The sequence below is a fragment of the Fulvivirga sediminis genome (genome assembly GCF_016757215.1).
Lineage (GTDB): Bacteria > Bacteroidota > Bacteroidia > Cytophagales > Cyclobacteriaceae > Fulvivirga > Fulvivirga sediminis.
The window spans coordinates 268,178-284,835 of the sequence record NZ_JAESIY010000001.1; the positions used below are offsets into that span (position 1 = coordinate 268,178).

At 39.2% G+C, this 16,658-nt stretch carries 13 protein-coding genes; 5 read left to right on the forward strand and 8 right to left on the reverse strand.

Annotation, left to right across the window (positions count from 1 at the left end):
• Positions 1-17 precede the first annotated feature (17 nt).
• Both JL102_RS01210 and JL102_RS01215 read left to right on the forward strand, forming a co-directional pair.
• Positions 18-818 (forward strand): SDR family NAD(P)-dependent oxidoreductase, encoded by an 801-nt coding sequence (locus JL102_RS01210; protein ID WP_202241807.1) that lies wholly within the window; start codon positions 18-20, stop codon positions 816-818.
• A gap of 80 nt (positions 819-898) precedes the next feature.
• On the forward strand, positions 899-1,345 hold the full coding sequence (locus JL102_RS01215; RefSeq protein WP_202241809.1) for a hypothetical protein: 447 nt from the start codon (positions 899-901) through the stop codon (positions 1,343-1,345).
• 70 nt (positions 1,346-1,415) lie between these two features.
• Here the strand turns inward: JL102_RS01215 and JL102_RS01220 are convergent, their stop codons facing one another.
• The 6 genes from JL102_RS01220 to JL102_RS01245 form a co-directional block, all read right to left on the reverse strand.
• On the reverse strand, positions 1,416-4,007 hold the full coding sequence (locus JL102_RS01220; RefSeq protein WP_237390291.1) for an ABC transporter permease: 2,592 nt from the start codon (positions 4,005-4,007) through the stop codon (positions 1,416-1,418).
• Complete coding sequence (locus JL102_RS01225; protein ID WP_202241811.1) at positions 4,007-4,333, reverse strand: PadR family transcriptional regulator; 327 nt, start codon at positions 4,331-4,333, stop codon at positions 4,007-4,009. The genes JL102_RS01220 and JL102_RS01225 overlap by 1 nt, the downstream gene beginning before the upstream one ends.
• Positions 4,334-6,560: 2,227 nt before the next feature.
• Positions 6,561-7,133, reverse strand: a complete 573-nt coding sequence (locus tag JL102_RS01230) for a hypothetical protein (protein WP_202241813.1) — start codon at positions 7,131-7,133, stop codon at positions 6,561-6,563.
• Between the two features lie 78 nt (positions 7,134-7,211).
• Positions 7,212-9,917, reverse strand: a complete 2,706-nt coding sequence (locus JL102_RS01235) for an ABC transporter permease (RefSeq protein ID WP_202241815.1) — start codon at positions 9,915-9,917, stop codon at positions 7,212-7,214.
• Positions 9,917-12,538, reverse strand: a complete 2,622-nt coding sequence (locus JL102_RS01240; protein ID WP_202241817.1) for an ABC transporter permease — start codon at positions 12,536-12,538, stop codon at positions 9,917-9,919. The genes JL102_RS01235 and JL102_RS01240 overlap by 1 nt, the downstream gene beginning before the upstream one ends.
• Complete coding sequence (locus JL102_RS01245) at positions 12,531-12,857, reverse strand: PadR family transcriptional regulator (protein ID WP_202241819.1); 327 nt, start codon at positions 12,855-12,857, stop codon at positions 12,531-12,533. Before JL102_RS01245 ends, JL102_RS01240 begins: the two co-directional genes overlap by 8 nt.
• 191 nt (positions 12,858-13,048) lie before the next feature.
• Here JL102_RS01245 and JL102_RS01250 point away from each other — a divergent pair, with 191 nt between their 5' ends.
• The 3 genes from JL102_RS01250 to JL102_RS01260 are packed head-to-tail and all read left to right on the forward strand — an operon-like array spanning position 13,049 to position 14,478.
• Positions 13,049-13,504 carry an RNA polymerase sigma factor gene (locus tag JL102_RS01250; RefSeq protein WP_237390293.1) on the forward strand — a complete coding sequence of 152 codons (456 nt, stop codon included), beginning with the start codon at positions 13,049-13,051 and terminating at the stop codon, positions 13,502-13,504.
• Positions 13,494-13,814, forward strand: coding sequence for a hypothetical protein (locus tag JL102_RS01255; RefSeq protein WP_202241823.1), 321 nt, complete (start codon positions 13,494-13,496; stop codon positions 13,812-13,814). Before JL102_RS01250 ends, JL102_RS01255 begins: the two co-directional genes overlap by 11 nt.
• 13 nt (positions 13,815-13,827) lie before the next feature.
• Entirely contained in the window at positions 13,828-14,478 is a 651-nt protein-coding gene (locus JL102_RS01260) for a Spy/CpxP family protein refolding chaperone (RefSeq protein WP_202241834.1), read from the forward strand.
• Between the two features lie 26 nt (positions 14,479-14,504).
• Here JL102_RS01260 and queG read toward each other — a convergent pair whose 3' ends face one another.
• Positions 14,505-15,443: a tRNA epoxyqueuosine(34) reductase QueG gene (gene queG, locus JL102_RS01265; RefSeq protein ID WP_317191602.1), complete on the reverse strand. Its 939-nt coding sequence runs from the start codon at positions 15,441-15,443 to the stop codon at positions 14,505-14,507.
• An 84-nt stretch (positions 15,444-15,527) separates the two neighbouring features.
• Positions 15,528-16,556, reverse strand: a complete 1,029-nt coding sequence (gene ruvB / locus JL102_RS01270) for a Holliday junction branch migration DNA helicase RuvB (RefSeq protein WP_202241847.1) — start codon at positions 16,554-16,556, stop codon at positions 15,528-15,530.
• Between the last annotated feature and the right edge of the window lie 102 nt (positions 16,557-16,658).

The window sequence follows — 16,658 nt, forward strand, 5'->3', positions numbered from 1 at the left end:
ACGAAAAATAAGATATCATGGATTTAAATTTGAAAGAAAAGGTGGCGCTAGTTACCGGAGCCAGTAAGGGCATAGGTAAAGGCATAGCAGAGGAGTTGGCTAAAGAGGGCTGTCATCTAATTATCTGCGCCAGAGATCAGGTTGATTTATCTCAAGTGGTATCTGAGCTTGAAAAGTATAATGTGGATGTGTTGGCTGTACCTACTGACCTTACCGATGAGCAGCAGATAGATAATCTAATCCATAAATCTCAAGAAAGATTCGGAAAGATAGATATTTTGGTAAACAATGCCGGAACCATAGGGGACCCTCTTTCTTTTATGGAGCTGAGTACCCAGCAGTGGAGAGATATCTTTGAGCTTAATGTGTTTTCGGCTGTTACGCTCATTAGAAAGGTGGTGCCTATGATGCAGCATAATAAATGGGGTAGGATTATCAATATCTCCTCTGAAAATGGAGAGCAGCCAGATCCTGATATGGCACATTATAATGTGACCAAGGGCGCTTTGAATAACCTTACTAAAACCTTATCTAAGGTATTGGCCAAGGATGGCATTCTTGTAAATACTGTTTCTCCCGCCTTTATAAAAACACCACTTGTAGAAAGTATGATGCAAGACATAGCGGATAAAGAGGGTATTACTCCCGACGAAGCTGTGCAGGCATTTCTTAAGAATAAAAGGCCTAATCTAGTTTTGGAAAGAGCTGGAGACGTGGAAGAAACGGCCTCGGTAGTTACTTTTTTGGCTTCAGATAAAGCATCATTTGTAACTGGAGCTAATTTTAGGGTTGACGGTGGTTCTGTGGCTTCAGTATAAATTTTATTAAAAAATAAATTAAAAAAATCACAACCTTTAACATTCGTGTAGTGTCTGTAAAAAAAAGACTTACATAAAATATGAAAATCCTAAACTACCTTAGTTCTGTCCTTTGTCTCATAGTATGGCTTACCGCTTGCGATTCTGCAGAAGTCAACGACAAAGAAGAACAATCACCTGAAAATACTGAAATGACTTGGAAACTAGTGAAAATGACTGGCAACATGCAAGGTTCGGAAAGGACAGGCAGTGAGATGGAGTATCAAGAATCTTATTCGTTCAGTGATGATAATACCTTTACTAAAGAACGTAGCCACGAGGGGAAGGTGAAAGAAGCAAAGGGAAAGTACGAGAAGGTAGAAAAGAATGGTGAGAAATATTTTGAGCTTACTTTTGATGGAGATAGTGAGTTGATAGGGAACTGTACTGGTGATAATAAAGAGTTTTTATACTTTCAATCAGAAAATACTATAAGCAGTTCATGGTCTGCCTGTGATGGGCCAGGTTTAATTTATGAATTGCAGTAGAAATAATTATTGGAAAATATAGAAGAGGCTGCCTTAAAAGTTACTTTTAAGGCAGCCTCTTTTTTTGTCTTTATTCTTCCTTCAAACTAGCGGAAGGGTTGGTCTGAGCTGCTTTGATAGTCTGGAAGCTCACAGTGAGCCAAGCTATAACCAGTGCTGCGGCGCCTGAGATGGCGAAGTACCACCATTCTAAATTAATATGATAGGCGAAGTTTTGTAGCCAGAAGTTGGCCATTACGTAGCTTACTGGTAAGCCTATTACTATAGCTAATAGCACCATTTTGGTGAAATCAGCTGAGAGCAGCCTGACAATAGTAAAATGACTGGCTCCGAGTATCTTTCTTACTCCTATCTCCTTTTGTCTTCTCTCTGCCGTAAAAGCTGCTAAAGCAAATAAACCCAGGCAAGAGATAACTATGGCTACACCTGCAAAATATCTGGCTAGCAATGACACTCTTTCTTCTGCTTTATACTGAGCCTCGTAGGCAGTATCTAAAAATGTATAATCAAAATTATAGCCCGGATTGTTGATTTTGTACCATTCTCTCAGGTTAGAAAGTACATTTCTAGGATTTTTAGTGTTTAACTTAATTAAAATATTAGGCAGAAAATCTGTTTTGAAATGAAATAACATAGGCTCTACTTTACTATGCAGGCTGGAATAATTGAAATTTTTCATCACGCCAATTATTTCTTTTTCTTCGCCCCATAAGTTTACCTTTTTCCCGATAGGATCTTCTAATCCCATGGCTTCAATGGCGGCTTCATTAAATATGATTTTGGATGTCTCATCCCCATATTGATTAGAAAAGCTTCTTCCTTCTGCCATTTCAAAGCCTAACGTTTGCTGAATGTCATAATACGCCCTTGATTGTTCGAATTTAATGATGGTGCCTTCAGTTTTTCCTGGCCAACTTACCCCAGTGGTAAAAGAGCCGTTTTGGGTGAAAGTATGGGAGCTGGCAGAAACATGTTCCACGCCAGGAACTTCACCTAATCTGGTTAAGTAGCTTTCAATGTTTTCGGTGGCCTTACCCTCCATAGGTACCAGAATTACCCCATTCCTATCGTAGCCTATGTTTTTGGTAAGTGCAAAATTGATTTGCTTATAAACAATAAGTACCGAAACCACCATTACAATGGATAATACAAATTGGAAAACTACCAGTCCTTTTCGTGTCCATGCTTCGGTGGCAGAGCCTCTAAAGTGGCCTTTTAATATATTTATTGGCTTAAATCCTGATAAATACAAGGCAGGATAGCTGCCCGCTAGTAAGCCTGTGAAGATTACAATACCAATTAGACCTCCAATAAATGTGGGTGACAGTGTCAATGTTAAAACCTTGCCGGTAATTTGATTAAACTGTGGAAGAAGAGCATAAGTAAAAGCTATGGCAAATATTAATGCCAGAAAAGCCATGACCAGGGCTTCAGTCAGATATTGTGCTATCAATGTTTTTCTTCCTGCTCCAAGTGATTTTTTAACCCCTATTTCCTTTAACCTGCGAGATGCTCTGGCAGTGCTGAGGTTCATAAAATTGATGCTGGCGATGATCAGTACAAACAGGCCTATAACAGAGAATAGGCGTACGTACATGATTCTGCCTCCGGCTTGTTGCCCATTTTCGAATTGACCATAAAGATATAGGTCGGAGAACTTTACCAGCATTGGAGATACATTGCTGCCCTGGTTTTTGTTTTTGATAAAATCGGCCAGCTTCTGGTTGAGTTGGTTAATATTGGTGCCGGGAGTAACCAGCACTGAAGTGTAAGTGTTGTAATTCCCCCAATGAAGGCCATCACCTAAAATGTCTTTGAAGAGAGAGAAAGGCAATACAAAATCAAACTGCTGTGTGGAGTTTGTGGGTAAATTTTTAAAAACGCCTGTAACTGTAGCTTGAGATGTGAAATGTAAAAGTTTCCATTCTAATGATTTATTGAGCGCATCTTTAGAGCTGCCGAATAAACGGGTAGCCAGTGACTCTGAAATCACGACCGATTTTTTGTCTTTCAAAGCATGGTCTGCCTGGCCATACTTCATGGGGAAAGAGTACATTTCGAAATAACCATCTCCAGCGAATTTACCAGAGGCTTTATGGAATTTCTCCCCGTCTGATAAACTGAAATTTTCTCCGAACCATAGAGGATCGCTATCTTCTACGGCCATTTTTATTTCCGGCACCTCTTCTTCTAAGGCTTCTGCCAGCAGACCGGGAGAGCTGGTGTCTGTGCGTATGCCTCCATCTTCTTCATGGTTGAGCATTACATGATATAGCTGAGCATCATGCTCGTGAAATTTATCTGTGCTGAGCTCATCATTTACCCAAAGGAAAATGAGAATGGCGCAGGTAAGCCCTGTGGCCAGACCAAACAAGTTGATGAGAAATGAGCTTTTATACCGGAGAAAAGTCCGATAAGTGATTTTTAAATTGTGCTGTTGCATGATAATAAATTTTGAGTTTTGACTTGGGAAAAGCTTTATGAACTCAGGACGGAAATAGCGGACAACACTCCAGGTAAATTTTCTTTTGGCGGCAGCCGGAGATTCGGCAGACTGTAACTCAAATAGCTCTATCAAATCACCTTCTATCTCTTCCAGATAGTCTTTTCTACAAAACCACCTGAGAAATTTTAAGGCATATTTGGGAGCTTGCACCTTCATTAGTTAAAGGAAATTTTAGGTATTTCCTGATACAAACTGGTGCGAAGAGCATACTGCTGATCCAGCATTTTTTTACCAAAAGCGGTAATAATATAGAATTTCTTCCTTCTACCGCCTCTGTCATTAGTAATACCTCCGAATCGGGATTGCACAAAACCTTTTTCCTCCATGCGCTTTAAGGCTACATGAATAGCGCTGATATTGACCCGTTTATCAAGCTTGGTTTCCAGGTTTTCAAGAATGGATACGCCATAAGCTTCATCATGAAGCGCGGCTACCATGAGCAATACTAATTCTTCAAATTCACCTAAAGAGGGTTCTTTCATCCTGCATTCATTTACTTAACAATTGTGAATATAATCAATTAGTTTCATACTTGTTAAGTAAATAGTTAAATAGTGTCGGCTTTTTCTCTTTCTCCAGCAGTCATCTTGGCAAAAGTAAAGATCTATGTACTTAACTAGCATATGCTTTTCAAACATCTGCTTGCTTTTAGAATCTGCAGCCTACATTCCATTGGAGGGGTATCTTACTTTTTTGCAGTCGATCAAAAAAGTAACAAAAAACTCTTTCTTGCTGTGAGGTCTTCCGCCCACAGGACCATTTCATAGATATGAACTGCCACTAAGGACTTGAGAAAAGCCTGCTTTTCCAACCTCTTTCATCTCACGACGGTACAGCAAGATTAAACACTATCAAGTCAGCCTGAGCCGCGTCGAAGGGTAGACGGTCGGGCCTGATTAATGATCTAGTTAAAGGGTTACTGCTTTATCACCTCCCCTACAGTCATCTTGACGAGAGGAAAGATATATGTACTTAACTAGCATATGCTTTTCAAACATCTGCTTGCTTTTAGAATCTGCAGCCTACATTCCATTGGAGGGGTTCCTTACTTTTTTGCAGTCGATCAAAAAAGTAACAAAAAACTCCTTCTTGCTGTGAGGTCTTCCGCTCACAGAACCATTTCATAGATATGAGCTGCCACTAAGGACTTGAGAAAAGCCTGCTTTTCAAACCTCTTTCATCTCACGACGGTACAGCAAGATTAAACACTATCAAGTCAGCCTGAGTCGAAGGGTAGACGATCGGGGCTGATTGATGATCGGGTTAGATAGTGTCTGCTTTATTACCTCTCCAGCAGTCATCTTGACGAAAGGAAAATCTGTTTATTCAATTGGCAAAAGCTTTCAAATTATGCCTATCAAAACAGCCGCTTGGCTCCGGGCAAGTGAAGGTTATGTATTAGGCCTCGGAAATAATTGTCGCGCCGCAAAAAGACGAGAGACTGAGTGCAAATTTAGTTATTAAGCTTTTTTCTTAAATAGCAATTGACTACTGACTGCTAAGAGGATTGATACCATTGGGTAAAAATCAAGCGTGGTAAACGGTTTGTAATCTAAAGGAGAAGTTTGTAATCCTATATTAGGAGAAGTTATTAACCCTATATTTGCAATAACAATCGCATTTGTAGTGATATAAGTCAAATAAACAAATGGTGCTATCAGTAGATATTTTGTCCAATAAATGTTTATGAATGATCTGCAAAATAAAAGAGCAGATAGAAATAAAATTACTACTAAGAATTGAGTCTTTAAATTTTCATATCTAAGAAATAGATAAGAATTAAATACAAAAAGGGCAAGAATGGATATTAGGATAAGTAGTGTTTTTTCAGACTGTAAGCTAAAAAGAATAAATGTTAAGATTATAGTAGCTACATTAATCAATAAGATGCAATTCTTTGGCAGAGAAAAGGATACGAATAGGCATGTGAGAATGTAAAATAGCAAGGAAGATATTATCCATGCCACATTTTTTTACAAAGAGTCACAAATAGTATATATAAAGTTTGAAAAAGCAATATTTGAATTGTATCAAATTTTTTTACTGCTAATAAAGTGGATACGAAAAGGCTAAACAGTATTAATTCTATTTTACTTAAATCACTTTCATAACTTAAATGGAAAACTAGTGAACTAAAGGTCAACCCGACAACTATCAAGTTTAGTGAGGCAAAGAATGTTAGAGTGTGTACTTTTGAAAGCGCCCACACATTATACCCTAAAAAGGCGGTCATATCAAAGTAAAATAACAAAATAGCTACACCGATAACTATTAGGACAGATCTGAAAATTAATCTTTTCATACTTTAAAAGTATCACTTATATAGTGAGGCTAATCTAACTTTATTCATTCTAAAGTGAAATTAATTCAACAGCTTATCCTCACAACATGGTCGACTCTTCCACATCACATCATCAAACTAATATTCAAAGTTACGTTACCTCCCTAATATTCGATAGCTAATATATAAAGATAGTGAAGAGGTTCTCTTACTTTTAAATCAGTCGCTTGGCTCTGGCCAAGTTACCGTTATGCATGAGGCCTCAGTAATAATTGTTACGCGGCAAAGGGACGAGCACTGGGGGAGCCTGTTTGGTATTGTTTTTTAAATTTTTTTCAAAGCTTCAAAGATTTTTATTATATCTTCTTCTCTGAATGATATATAATAATCCTAAATAGAGCTTTCTTGGTTGTCTAATTTTACTCTTTTTATTTTGCTTGACTTTTCATGATATAAACAGAATGAGTGTTCGCAACTTGGGCTTTTCCTTGTTTTGTCATATTAATCATTGACTTTAAATATCCAAGTCTCGAATGTCCTTCTATTAATTGGTATGGATACTTGATTTCACTCCACCTTGGGAATTCTTCTTCAATAGAGTATACATCCAAAATAATCGGAGGAGTGCGCCAAGTTCCGTTATTTTTCCAATAATTTAAATCAGTTTTATTACAACAAAATTGTCTAATTGCGCTAAAGCTTGCTCTTCCTTTAACGTATTCAGAGTATTCGTCAATTATGTTAACATTCGATATTTCATCATTGGTCCAATTACATAGAACGAACTCAAAATTTTCATAATTTAACCATCCATAATTTCGTAAGGTTTCAGAGTTATTATGATGAGCCCAAATCCATTGTTCAAAAATATCATTTTGAATATGATTGAACTCTTTGAATACTTTTCTTATTCTTTGAATATACGCATCCAGTTCTTCTTGATTGCCCGATTGGTCTTGGTTGGGTTTTAGGTCTAGCCAACTTAGACTTACTTGCGTCATAATTATAACCTATTTATGTATGTTATGCTCGTCATATAATGTAGCACCTCTGTATGAAGGGAATAACCATCCCCGTATTTAAATGATAGAGCCCAATCTAAATATTTTACCATAAATCTCATAATGAAAAACCAGCGTTTTGTGAGAATGGGCAGTTGAATATTTAATCTTTTCACTCCCCCTCAAACTATCCACCGGATTAATCAAAGCAGCCTTCACCGCCTGGTGGCTCACTGTAAGTAAGGCAATAATCAAAATTCCAACCCAGGTAACTCCAAATAGCCACCAAGGCATAGAGATGCTATATTGGTAAGCAGAAAGCCATTCTGAAATGAAATAATAGGCCAATGGCGCTGATATGAAGCAGGCTATGAGGGTAAGCCATGCGAATTCTTTGGATAGCAGTTGCCATAAACCCATAGCCGAAGCACCCAAAATTTTTCTAATCCCTAATTCCTTGGTTCGCTGCTCTGCCAAATAACCCGATAACCCGAATAACCCAATGCATGAAATAAAAATGGCCAGAATAGTGAACAGGCCAGAAAGCTGGCCCAGCCTTTCCTCGCTCTCAAACTTTTGAGCGTACTGATCATCTAAAAACTGGAAATTGAAGGGCACATTGGGTAATCTCTTTTTAAAGGTTTTTTCCAGTACAGATAGGTTTTTATGGATGCTTTGGTTCGGGTTGAGTCTTAGGTTATAAAAATTATATGGCCCATCTATAACATAAAGGGTTGGTTTTACCTGTTCGTAAGGAGATTCCATAACCATATCCTTTACTACGCCTATGATTGGAGATTTTCTTTTCTTGCCAATGGATTGACCGATAGGATCTGTCAACCCCATATATTTTGCAGCGGCTTCATTTATAATCACAGCTTCTTCATCTGCTGTATTATCAGGATCAAAGTCTCTTCCTTCTAAAATTTTCCATTGCACAGTGGCTCCGTATTCCGGTGAGGATCTCACTAGTAAAAACTGATCTTTGAAATCAGCAGGTTTTCCCGGCCAGTCTATCCCTGAGGTTCGGGAGTAAATATCGGTTAAAGGGCTATGTGAGCCAGACATTTCTACTACGGCACCAGAATTTATGAACTCTGTTCGCAGGCTTTTATATTTAAATTTGAAGGCATCAGAGTTGAGCTGTATTTGTATGAGCCCGGCTTTATTATATCCCGAGGGTCGGTCTTTAGTGAAATTTACCTGTAGGTGAACCACGGCCGTACAAACTATTAATACAATAGCCACGCTAAACTGGGTGATTACCAATGATTTTCTGGTGATAATTGCAGCGGCCCCTTGCCTTACCTTGCCTTTCAAGGCTTTAATGGCATTAAAAGAAGATAAGTATATGGCAGGATAGCTGCCCGCCATTAGGGAGGTAATGATTATGAATGATCCTACAATTAGCCAAAATGTTGGTGAGCCGAGAGGTAATTGAATGTTCTTATGTGTCCAATTATTGAAATAAGGGAGCAATTGATACACCGCAAAAAGCGATATAATAAAGGCAGCGAATACAATCAAAAAGCTTTCTATATAAAACTGGAAAATGATTTGAAAACGGCCTGAACCAATTGATTTCCTCAAGCCTATTTCCTTGGATCGCTGTTCTGACCTGGCTGTGCTAAGGTTCATAAAATTGATACAAGCCAACAGCAATATAAATACTCCTATGGTTTCGAAAAGATGTACAAAATCAATACTTCCTCCATCTAAAACACCCTCTTCCCAGTGATTTCGCAGGTGCCAGTCTTCCATGGGATATAAGAAAAGTTCAGCTTTTGTATCCGTCAAATGTTGATCCCTGTTTTTCAAAGCGCCCTCAACAGCAGCATTGGCTTGAGCCATGGAAACATTTTCATTCAGTAAAACAAAAGTCTGAAATGACTGATCCCAAACCTGCTCCACAGATTGAATCCATTCAGAACTAGCCACATATAATGACCATGGTGCTATAAAATCTAACTGTGAAAAGTTAGCAGAAGTATTGGGAGGCATATCTTGATAAACCCCAGCTACAAACATCTCATGAGCCGCATCCAGCTGAATAGTTTGTCCGACAGCCTCTCCATCGCCAAATAGAGCATCGGCAGCACTTGCGGATAACAATATATTTCCTGGTTCGCGAAGCCCTTTACCGCTCCCTGATATCATCTTTAATGAAAGCAGTTCTTCGGCACCTTCCTGCATGTAAGTACCATGTTTTACCACATTATTATCTTCATGAGAAAGAATATGCTCCCTATTCCAGGCAGTCATCACTACCTGTTTAAACAAGCCATTGTAATCGTTTTTCAGCACAAACTCTAGTGGCCGGGCTGTAGAAAGCCCCACCTTTACGCCATCTTCATAAGTTTGCCGGTACATTACTTGCGCTACTCGATCATAATTATCGAAATGCCTGTCATAAGAATATTCATCCTTCACCCACAAGGCAATGATCATCACCACCGTAAGACCTATAGCTAACCCACTGATATTGATCAAAGAAAAGGCTTTATTCTTACCTAAATTCCTGGTAAATATTTTAAAATAATGCTGAAGCATGATGTTGTTTGTTGAGTGGTTTGACCTAAAAATTCTAATAGCAAAAGGCCTGAAATAATGCAGCACCTGATACCAATAATTAAGCTTAGCCTGCCACAATGACCCTTTTGCGGCGGCATTATAAAATTTTTCATCCAGATCACCCAGTACCTCTTCGGCTAACTCATCTTTTAGGAACCAGGTGAGCAAGCGCTCGGCTAGTTGGGGTGGTATTGACTTTTTTGTGGTTTTCACTATTCTGATCTGAGTGTACGAGCAGGATTTACCATCGCTACTTTATAAGATTGAAAACTTACCGTGAGTAAAGTAATGCTAACTATTACCAGTCCGGCTAATGCAAAAATCCACCAGCTTAAATCAATTCTATAGGCAAACCCCTGGAGCCAGTGATTCATTAAAAGCCATGCTAGTGGGGTGGTGATAAGAAATGCCAAGGCCACAAGCACAATAAATTCCTGGGAGAATTTGGTTATAATATGTGTCATATTTGCACCCAGCACCTTTCGTATTCCCATTTCCTTGGTGCGCTGCTGAGCGGAAAACATAGATAAGCCTAATAAGCCCAGGCAAGAAATAATGATGGCCAGCCCGGCAAACAGGTTGCAAAGCTTTGACACTGTTTCTTCACTTTTATAAAGTTTCATGTATTCAGTGTCCAAAAACTGATAATTAAATGGGTAGTCAGGGTTGATTTCTTCGAAAATTTGCTCCATACTGGCTAAAGCCTCTTTAGTTTTCCCTACTTCGGTACGTACTATGATTTCACCGAAGTATAAGTCCTCTTTTACATCTATCACTAAAGGCTTTATCTTCTGCCTGAAGGAGTGAGTGTGAAAATCTTTTATGACCCCGATAATGCGCCCTTTCTTTTCCCATGCTGATATCCATTTGCCAATAGGATCTTTAATGCCCATTTCGTTCAACGCCATTTCATTGACCATAAAAGCATTGGAATCACTGGCGATATTCCTGTTAAAAGTGCGGCCTTCTACCACCTGCAAGCCCATTATTTTCGTAAAATCAAACCCGACGGAAACAGGTTTGAAATTAACTATCTGTCCATCTTCCTTACCTTCCCAGTTAATAGGGTCTGATACTTCAAAATTCATGGCGTGAGGTGCCTCGCTGCTGCGGTCCACCATGGCTATACCAGGCATATTAGTCAGTCGCTTTCTTAATAAATTGTATTTGGAATTTAAGTTTCCCTCTATTCTCAAATAGATGAGATTCTCCTTATTATAACCTAAATGGCTGTTGCTGATATAGTTGGTTTGCCAGGTAAATACTACCGTGGCAATGAGTAGCAAAATGGAGAGGCAAAACTGAAAGACCACTAGTCCTTTCTGAAAAAATCTGGAGCGATTAGAAAAGCGAACGGCTCCTTTTAGTGTTTTAGCCGGTATAAGTGCCGACAAAAACAGGGATGGATATGCTCCTGCGGCAAAGCTGGTGATAAAAGCAAGGATCAAAAGGGAACCCCAAAACCATAATTCTGTAATAGGAAGCTCTATTTGCTTACCAGTAAACTGATTGAAAGCTGGCAATAAGCTAAACACTATTAGTATGGCGAGAAAAAAGGCCATTAAAGTCATTAGCAGAAATTCACTCAAAAACTGCTGCACAAGAAGTCCTTTTGAAGAGCCTACCACTTTACGAACGGCTACTTCTTTACCTTTCTTTACCGATCTGGCTGTGGATAAGTTCATGAAATTAATGCAGGCCACGATTAAAATAAATATGGCCACCGCGATAAACAACTTCACATAAGCCATTTTACCGTTAGCAGGCTTACCATTATCAAAACCGGAAACCAGGTATTGATCTTTAAATGGTTGTAAGCCTATTCGTATATTTTTTCCAGAAGATTCATCTTGCCGATTGGCTAAATAGGCATTAAGCTTTTGAGACACTTGGTTGGGCTTGGCTCCTTCTTCTAATAAATAGGTAGTAATTATTTTATGAGAAGCCCATTCTACTTTATGCAAAATTTGATTTTCTATATTTATGAGATAATCAAACTCCAGTGAGCTATGTTGAGGCGCATCTTCAAAGACAGCCTGCACCTGAAAATCGAGATTATTTTCATAGTTGAGGCTTTTGCCAATGGCCTCTTCCGGTGAATCGAAAAACAGGAGAGCCATTTTTCTGGATATGGCAATGCTGCTAATATCTTTAATAGCTGCTTGCTTGCTGCCGGCAATAACAGTGTAATCAAACATCTTAAAGAAATTAGGGCTTGCTCTTGAGCCTGACAGCTTAAACAGCTTTTTTCCCCGTCTAAAAGTTTTGGGGAAGCCCCAGGGGAACTCATAACCCGTGGCATAGTGATTCACCATTTTCACCTCAGGAATTTCACTTTCAGCGGAATCTAAAAGTAGAGCTCCTGCATTGCTCAAAGGTGTATTGGGGCTGCCATTTAGATTGCCGGATTGTTCTTCTATGGTTTGGTAGACATTATAAAGCTGTTGGCTTTTGGAGTGAAAGTTATCCATCTGGAGCTCGTCATTAACCCATAGCATAATGAAGAGGAAGGATGCCAGACCCAAGGCGAGCCCTGAAATATTGATGATGGAATATGACTTAGAAGACCTAATGCTTCTAAGGCCAATTTTTAGGTGGTGAATAAGCATGGTGTTTTGAGTTTTTGAACTAATACTTTTTATTGCAAATGGTCTCAGATAATGAATTACCTGATGCCAATAATTGAGTTTAGCTCGCCGCAATGACCCATTTGCAGCTTCGCTATAAAATTTCTCGTTCAAATCACCTAATACCTCTTCTGCCAGCTGCTCTTTTAAAAACCAGAGAAGTAAGCGTTCTGCAAGCTTAGGTGGTGTGTTGTTTTTCTTAACCATTGGCAAGACCAGGAAATTGGTTCCAAAGGGAAACCCTAAAATCCTTCGCCTCTGTCAACACCCTGTGCCCCAATGCAGTAATTGTATATATTCGCTTTCTTCTGCCTCCTCTTTCAGGAGAAGAAGCACCCATTTCAGAATTAAGAAAGCCTTTTTCCGATAGTCGGTTTAAGGTGGAGTGTACCGCTCCTATAGAAACAGAACGCCCTGTTTGCGCTTCAAATTCATCTGATATTTTAAAAGCATAGGCATCTTCTTCTAATATGCCTACCAGTAATAATATCACTTCTTCAAACTCTCCTAATCGAGTTTCTTTCATGGTATACTTATTATATTCCAGATTGTAGAACTAATATATTGAAATTAAATCATATATCTTCTACAATCTAGAAATAAATAAGGGCGCTAAATTTTTCTAAATTTATTTCATGGCTTGTCATATAAATCAGCAGCAAGCCAGACTAAGGGGTAAGAATGACACAAAAAGAGTTAGAGCACCAATTAAAAGTTATGCATAAGGAAGCTTTCCTTTGGGCTCGTCAGTGCTGTTTTTATGATAGTGATACGGCTAATGAAGTGTTGCAGCAAGTGTATTTGAAAGTGTTAGAGGGGAGGGCTAAATACCGAGGTAATTCAACGGTGAAAACCTGGTTGTTTTCTGTTGTAAAGTATACAGCGATTGATTTGCTAAAGAAGGAAAGTAAGTTTTCCAGTTTAGATATGGCTGATATTTCAAGGCTGCCGAATGACACCTCTGAAACCGAGACGGAGAACTATGAGGCCTTACTGAAACTACTCCCAGAGAGGCAGCAAGAAGTGCTTCTGCTGGTTTTTTATCATAACCTCACGCTGGAAGAAGTTGCCGAAGTTTTAAATGTGAGTTTAGGTACGGTGCGTACACATTATGACCGCGGAAAGAAAAAATTGAAAGAGCTGATTCAAGATAAATATGCTTATGGAAGATGAGAAATTAATGAAAGAATTCTTCAATAATATGAAGAAGCAAGATGAAGAGAGTATAGAAATTCCTGCCTTTCCGGCGAAGCGCAAGAGGAAGGTCAGGCTTTCCTTAGTTTTTTCATCACTGGCAGTGGTGGTGCTGGCAGGTATAGGTTATGCATTACTTCCTTCTGAGGGGAAGGCTACAGAAAATGTGGCTGAAATGAGCATTATTATAGAGACAGGGCCATCATTAAGCTCTGATTATTTGATAAAAGAAGAAACTACTGTTAGCGAGTGGGAATCTCCTACTGCTTCATTAATAAACGATTTTTAAACAAGGTAAGAATATGAAAAAGATACTAATGCTCGTATGTCTCTCGTCCATTTCATGGCTGGCGTTTAGTCAGGATGTATTTCAGCAGGAGCTGTATAGTGCTGACCTGGTAATGAAATACCGTAATGAAATTAAACTTACTGATAAACAGGTGACTGCAATTAAGAAAATTCATGCCGATCATATGGCCAATTTTAATTCTTTAAAATGGGATATGGATGCTTACCAGGTCAGCATGAAGCAAATGTTGGAAGGTAGTCATGTAGATTCTGAAAAATCTATTGATATGCTGGAAAAAATGTTGGTTTTGGAAAAAGACGCAAAAAAAATACGTTTATCCATGCTTATTGAGATCAAGAATCAATTAACGGCTGCTCAACAAAAGGAGCTCAATAAATATAAAGAAGCCGATGGGCAGCTATCCTATAATTTTATTACTCCTATCAATGAGAATCCAAGGGTTGTGCTTAAAATTGATCAGGTGCAGGCAGATTCAGGGCCAAAATATTATATTAAAACAGCATCTGGCCTTAAAGAAGTGGATTCTATAAAAGATCTGAATCCTGCCGATATTAAGAGCTTAAATGTTTACAAAGGAGAGACCGCAGTAGAGAAGTTTGGCGAAAAAGCGGCCAATGGAGTAATTGTAGTAGAACTGAAATAATAAAATGAACAGACTGAAAATGAAGATTAACTATCACCTTCATTTTCAGCTGCTTGTATGTTTCTCATCAGCCCTTCGTACTTAGTTCTTTTAACGGCAGATTTTCTGAAAATTTCGTTAAAAACCTCTTTTGTGAGTTCTTTCCACTCTTTTTTGTCTAAATCGCCTAGTTGGGGGTGTGGTTTAAATTGTGATTCTTGATGGGCTTTGGAGAATCGGTTCCACGGACAAACATCCTGGCAAACATCACAGCCGAAGATCCAGTCGTCCATTTTAGATTGTAGTTCGTTTGGAATCTCGTCCTTTAGCTCTATAGTTAGATAGGAGATGCATCGGTTAGCATCTATCACGGTAGGTTCCGTAATGGCATCCGTGGGGCAGTTATCCATGCATGCACTACAGGTGCCGCAGTAGTCTTTCACGGGGCCGTCATACTCTAAATCCAGGTCTATAATTAGTTCAGCCAGAAAGAAGAAGCTGCCTGCTTGTTTTCGCAGGATTAGGCTGTTCTTGCCGATCCAGCCTATTCCGCTTTTCTTGGCCCAGGCTCGCTCCATCACAGGGGCGGAGTCAACAAACACACGGCCATCTACATCGCCAATTTCTTCCCTGATCATCTCAAGAAAGAGCTTGAGCTTCTCTTTTATAACGAAGTGGTAATCTTTTCCATAGGCATATTTGGCCACTTTGAAGCCTTCTTCTTGAGCTAAATCATTTTCAGGATAGTAATTATAAGCCAAGCTTACTACTGATTTTGCACCCGGAACTAATTTGGTAGGATCCAGTCGTTTGTCAAAGTGATTTTCCATATAGCTCATTTTGCCATGCATATTTTGCTTGAGCCATTTTTCTAATTTTGGAGCTTCCTCCTCTAGAAACTCCGCTTTGGCTATACCGCAAAACATAAAACCCAGGTCATGAGCAATTTTTTTGATTATATGGCTTCTTTCACTTTTTGATTGCACGCTACAAAGATAGATTTTGTAACAAGACCTTCAATGAAGTCCGGCTTTGTTAAAGGAAATTAGCTTATTATCAACCTATTTATATTAATCAAATAGCCCTCTCGTTTTATTAGGGGGCACTATTTTTAAATGCTTATAAGCTAGTTCAGTTGCCTCTCTGCCTCGTGACGTTCTTTTTATAAATCCTTCCTGAATCAGAAACGGCTCATAGACTTCTTCAATGGTTTCTGCCTCATCACCACAGGCTGTGGCTATGGTAGAAATGCCAACAGGGCCACCTTTAAACTTCTCTATAATGGTAGTAAGTATGCGGTTATCCATATCATCAAGGCCATGTTCATCTACATCCAGTGCATCAAGAGCCATTTTAGCTATGTCTTTTGTAATGGTGCCATCCCCCTTTATTTGAGCGAAATCCCGGGTTCTGCGAAGTAAATTATTGGCGATCCTAGGAGTACCACGGCTTCGGCGTGCTATTTCGTATGCTGCGTCTTCATGAATGGGGCAATTAAGGATGCTACAGGAGCGCTCTACAATGGTTTTTAAAAGTTCGGCATCATAATATTCTAGTCGGGCATTTATTCCAAACCTGGCTCTCAGTGGCGAGGTAAGTAGTCCGGCACGTGTGGTTGCACCTATTAAGGTAAAGGGAGAAAGGCTGATCTGCACCGTTCTCGCACTAGGCCCTGAATCGAGCATAATATCTATCCTGAAATCTTCCATAGCCGAATACAAATATTCTTCTACTATAGGGTTCAAGCGGTGAATCTCATCTATGAAGAGCACATCATTATCTTCCAGGTTGGTCAGTAAGCCCGCCAAATCACTGGGCTTATCCAGTACCGGGCCTGAGGTGATCTTGATGTTCGTATCCAGCTCATTAGCTATAATGTGAGATAGAGTGGTCTTTCCTAATCCCGGAGGGCCGTGAAGCAATACATGATCCAGAGATTCTCCCCGCTGCTGGGCAGCACGAACAAATATTTTAATGTTCTCAACCACCTTATGCTGGCCTGTGAAATCGCCGAAACTTAAAGGCCTGAGTGCTTTTTCAATTTCTTTTTCTCCAGCATTGAGCCCTTCTCCATCTCCACTTAAATAGTCTTCTCTCATATATTAGTCAACCAGATATTAGATTCCCTTTTTCCAAGTGTGAATTTAAGATATAATTCCCTAATTAATAATTCTAAATAAAGATAAGCCTCTTCAATTTGA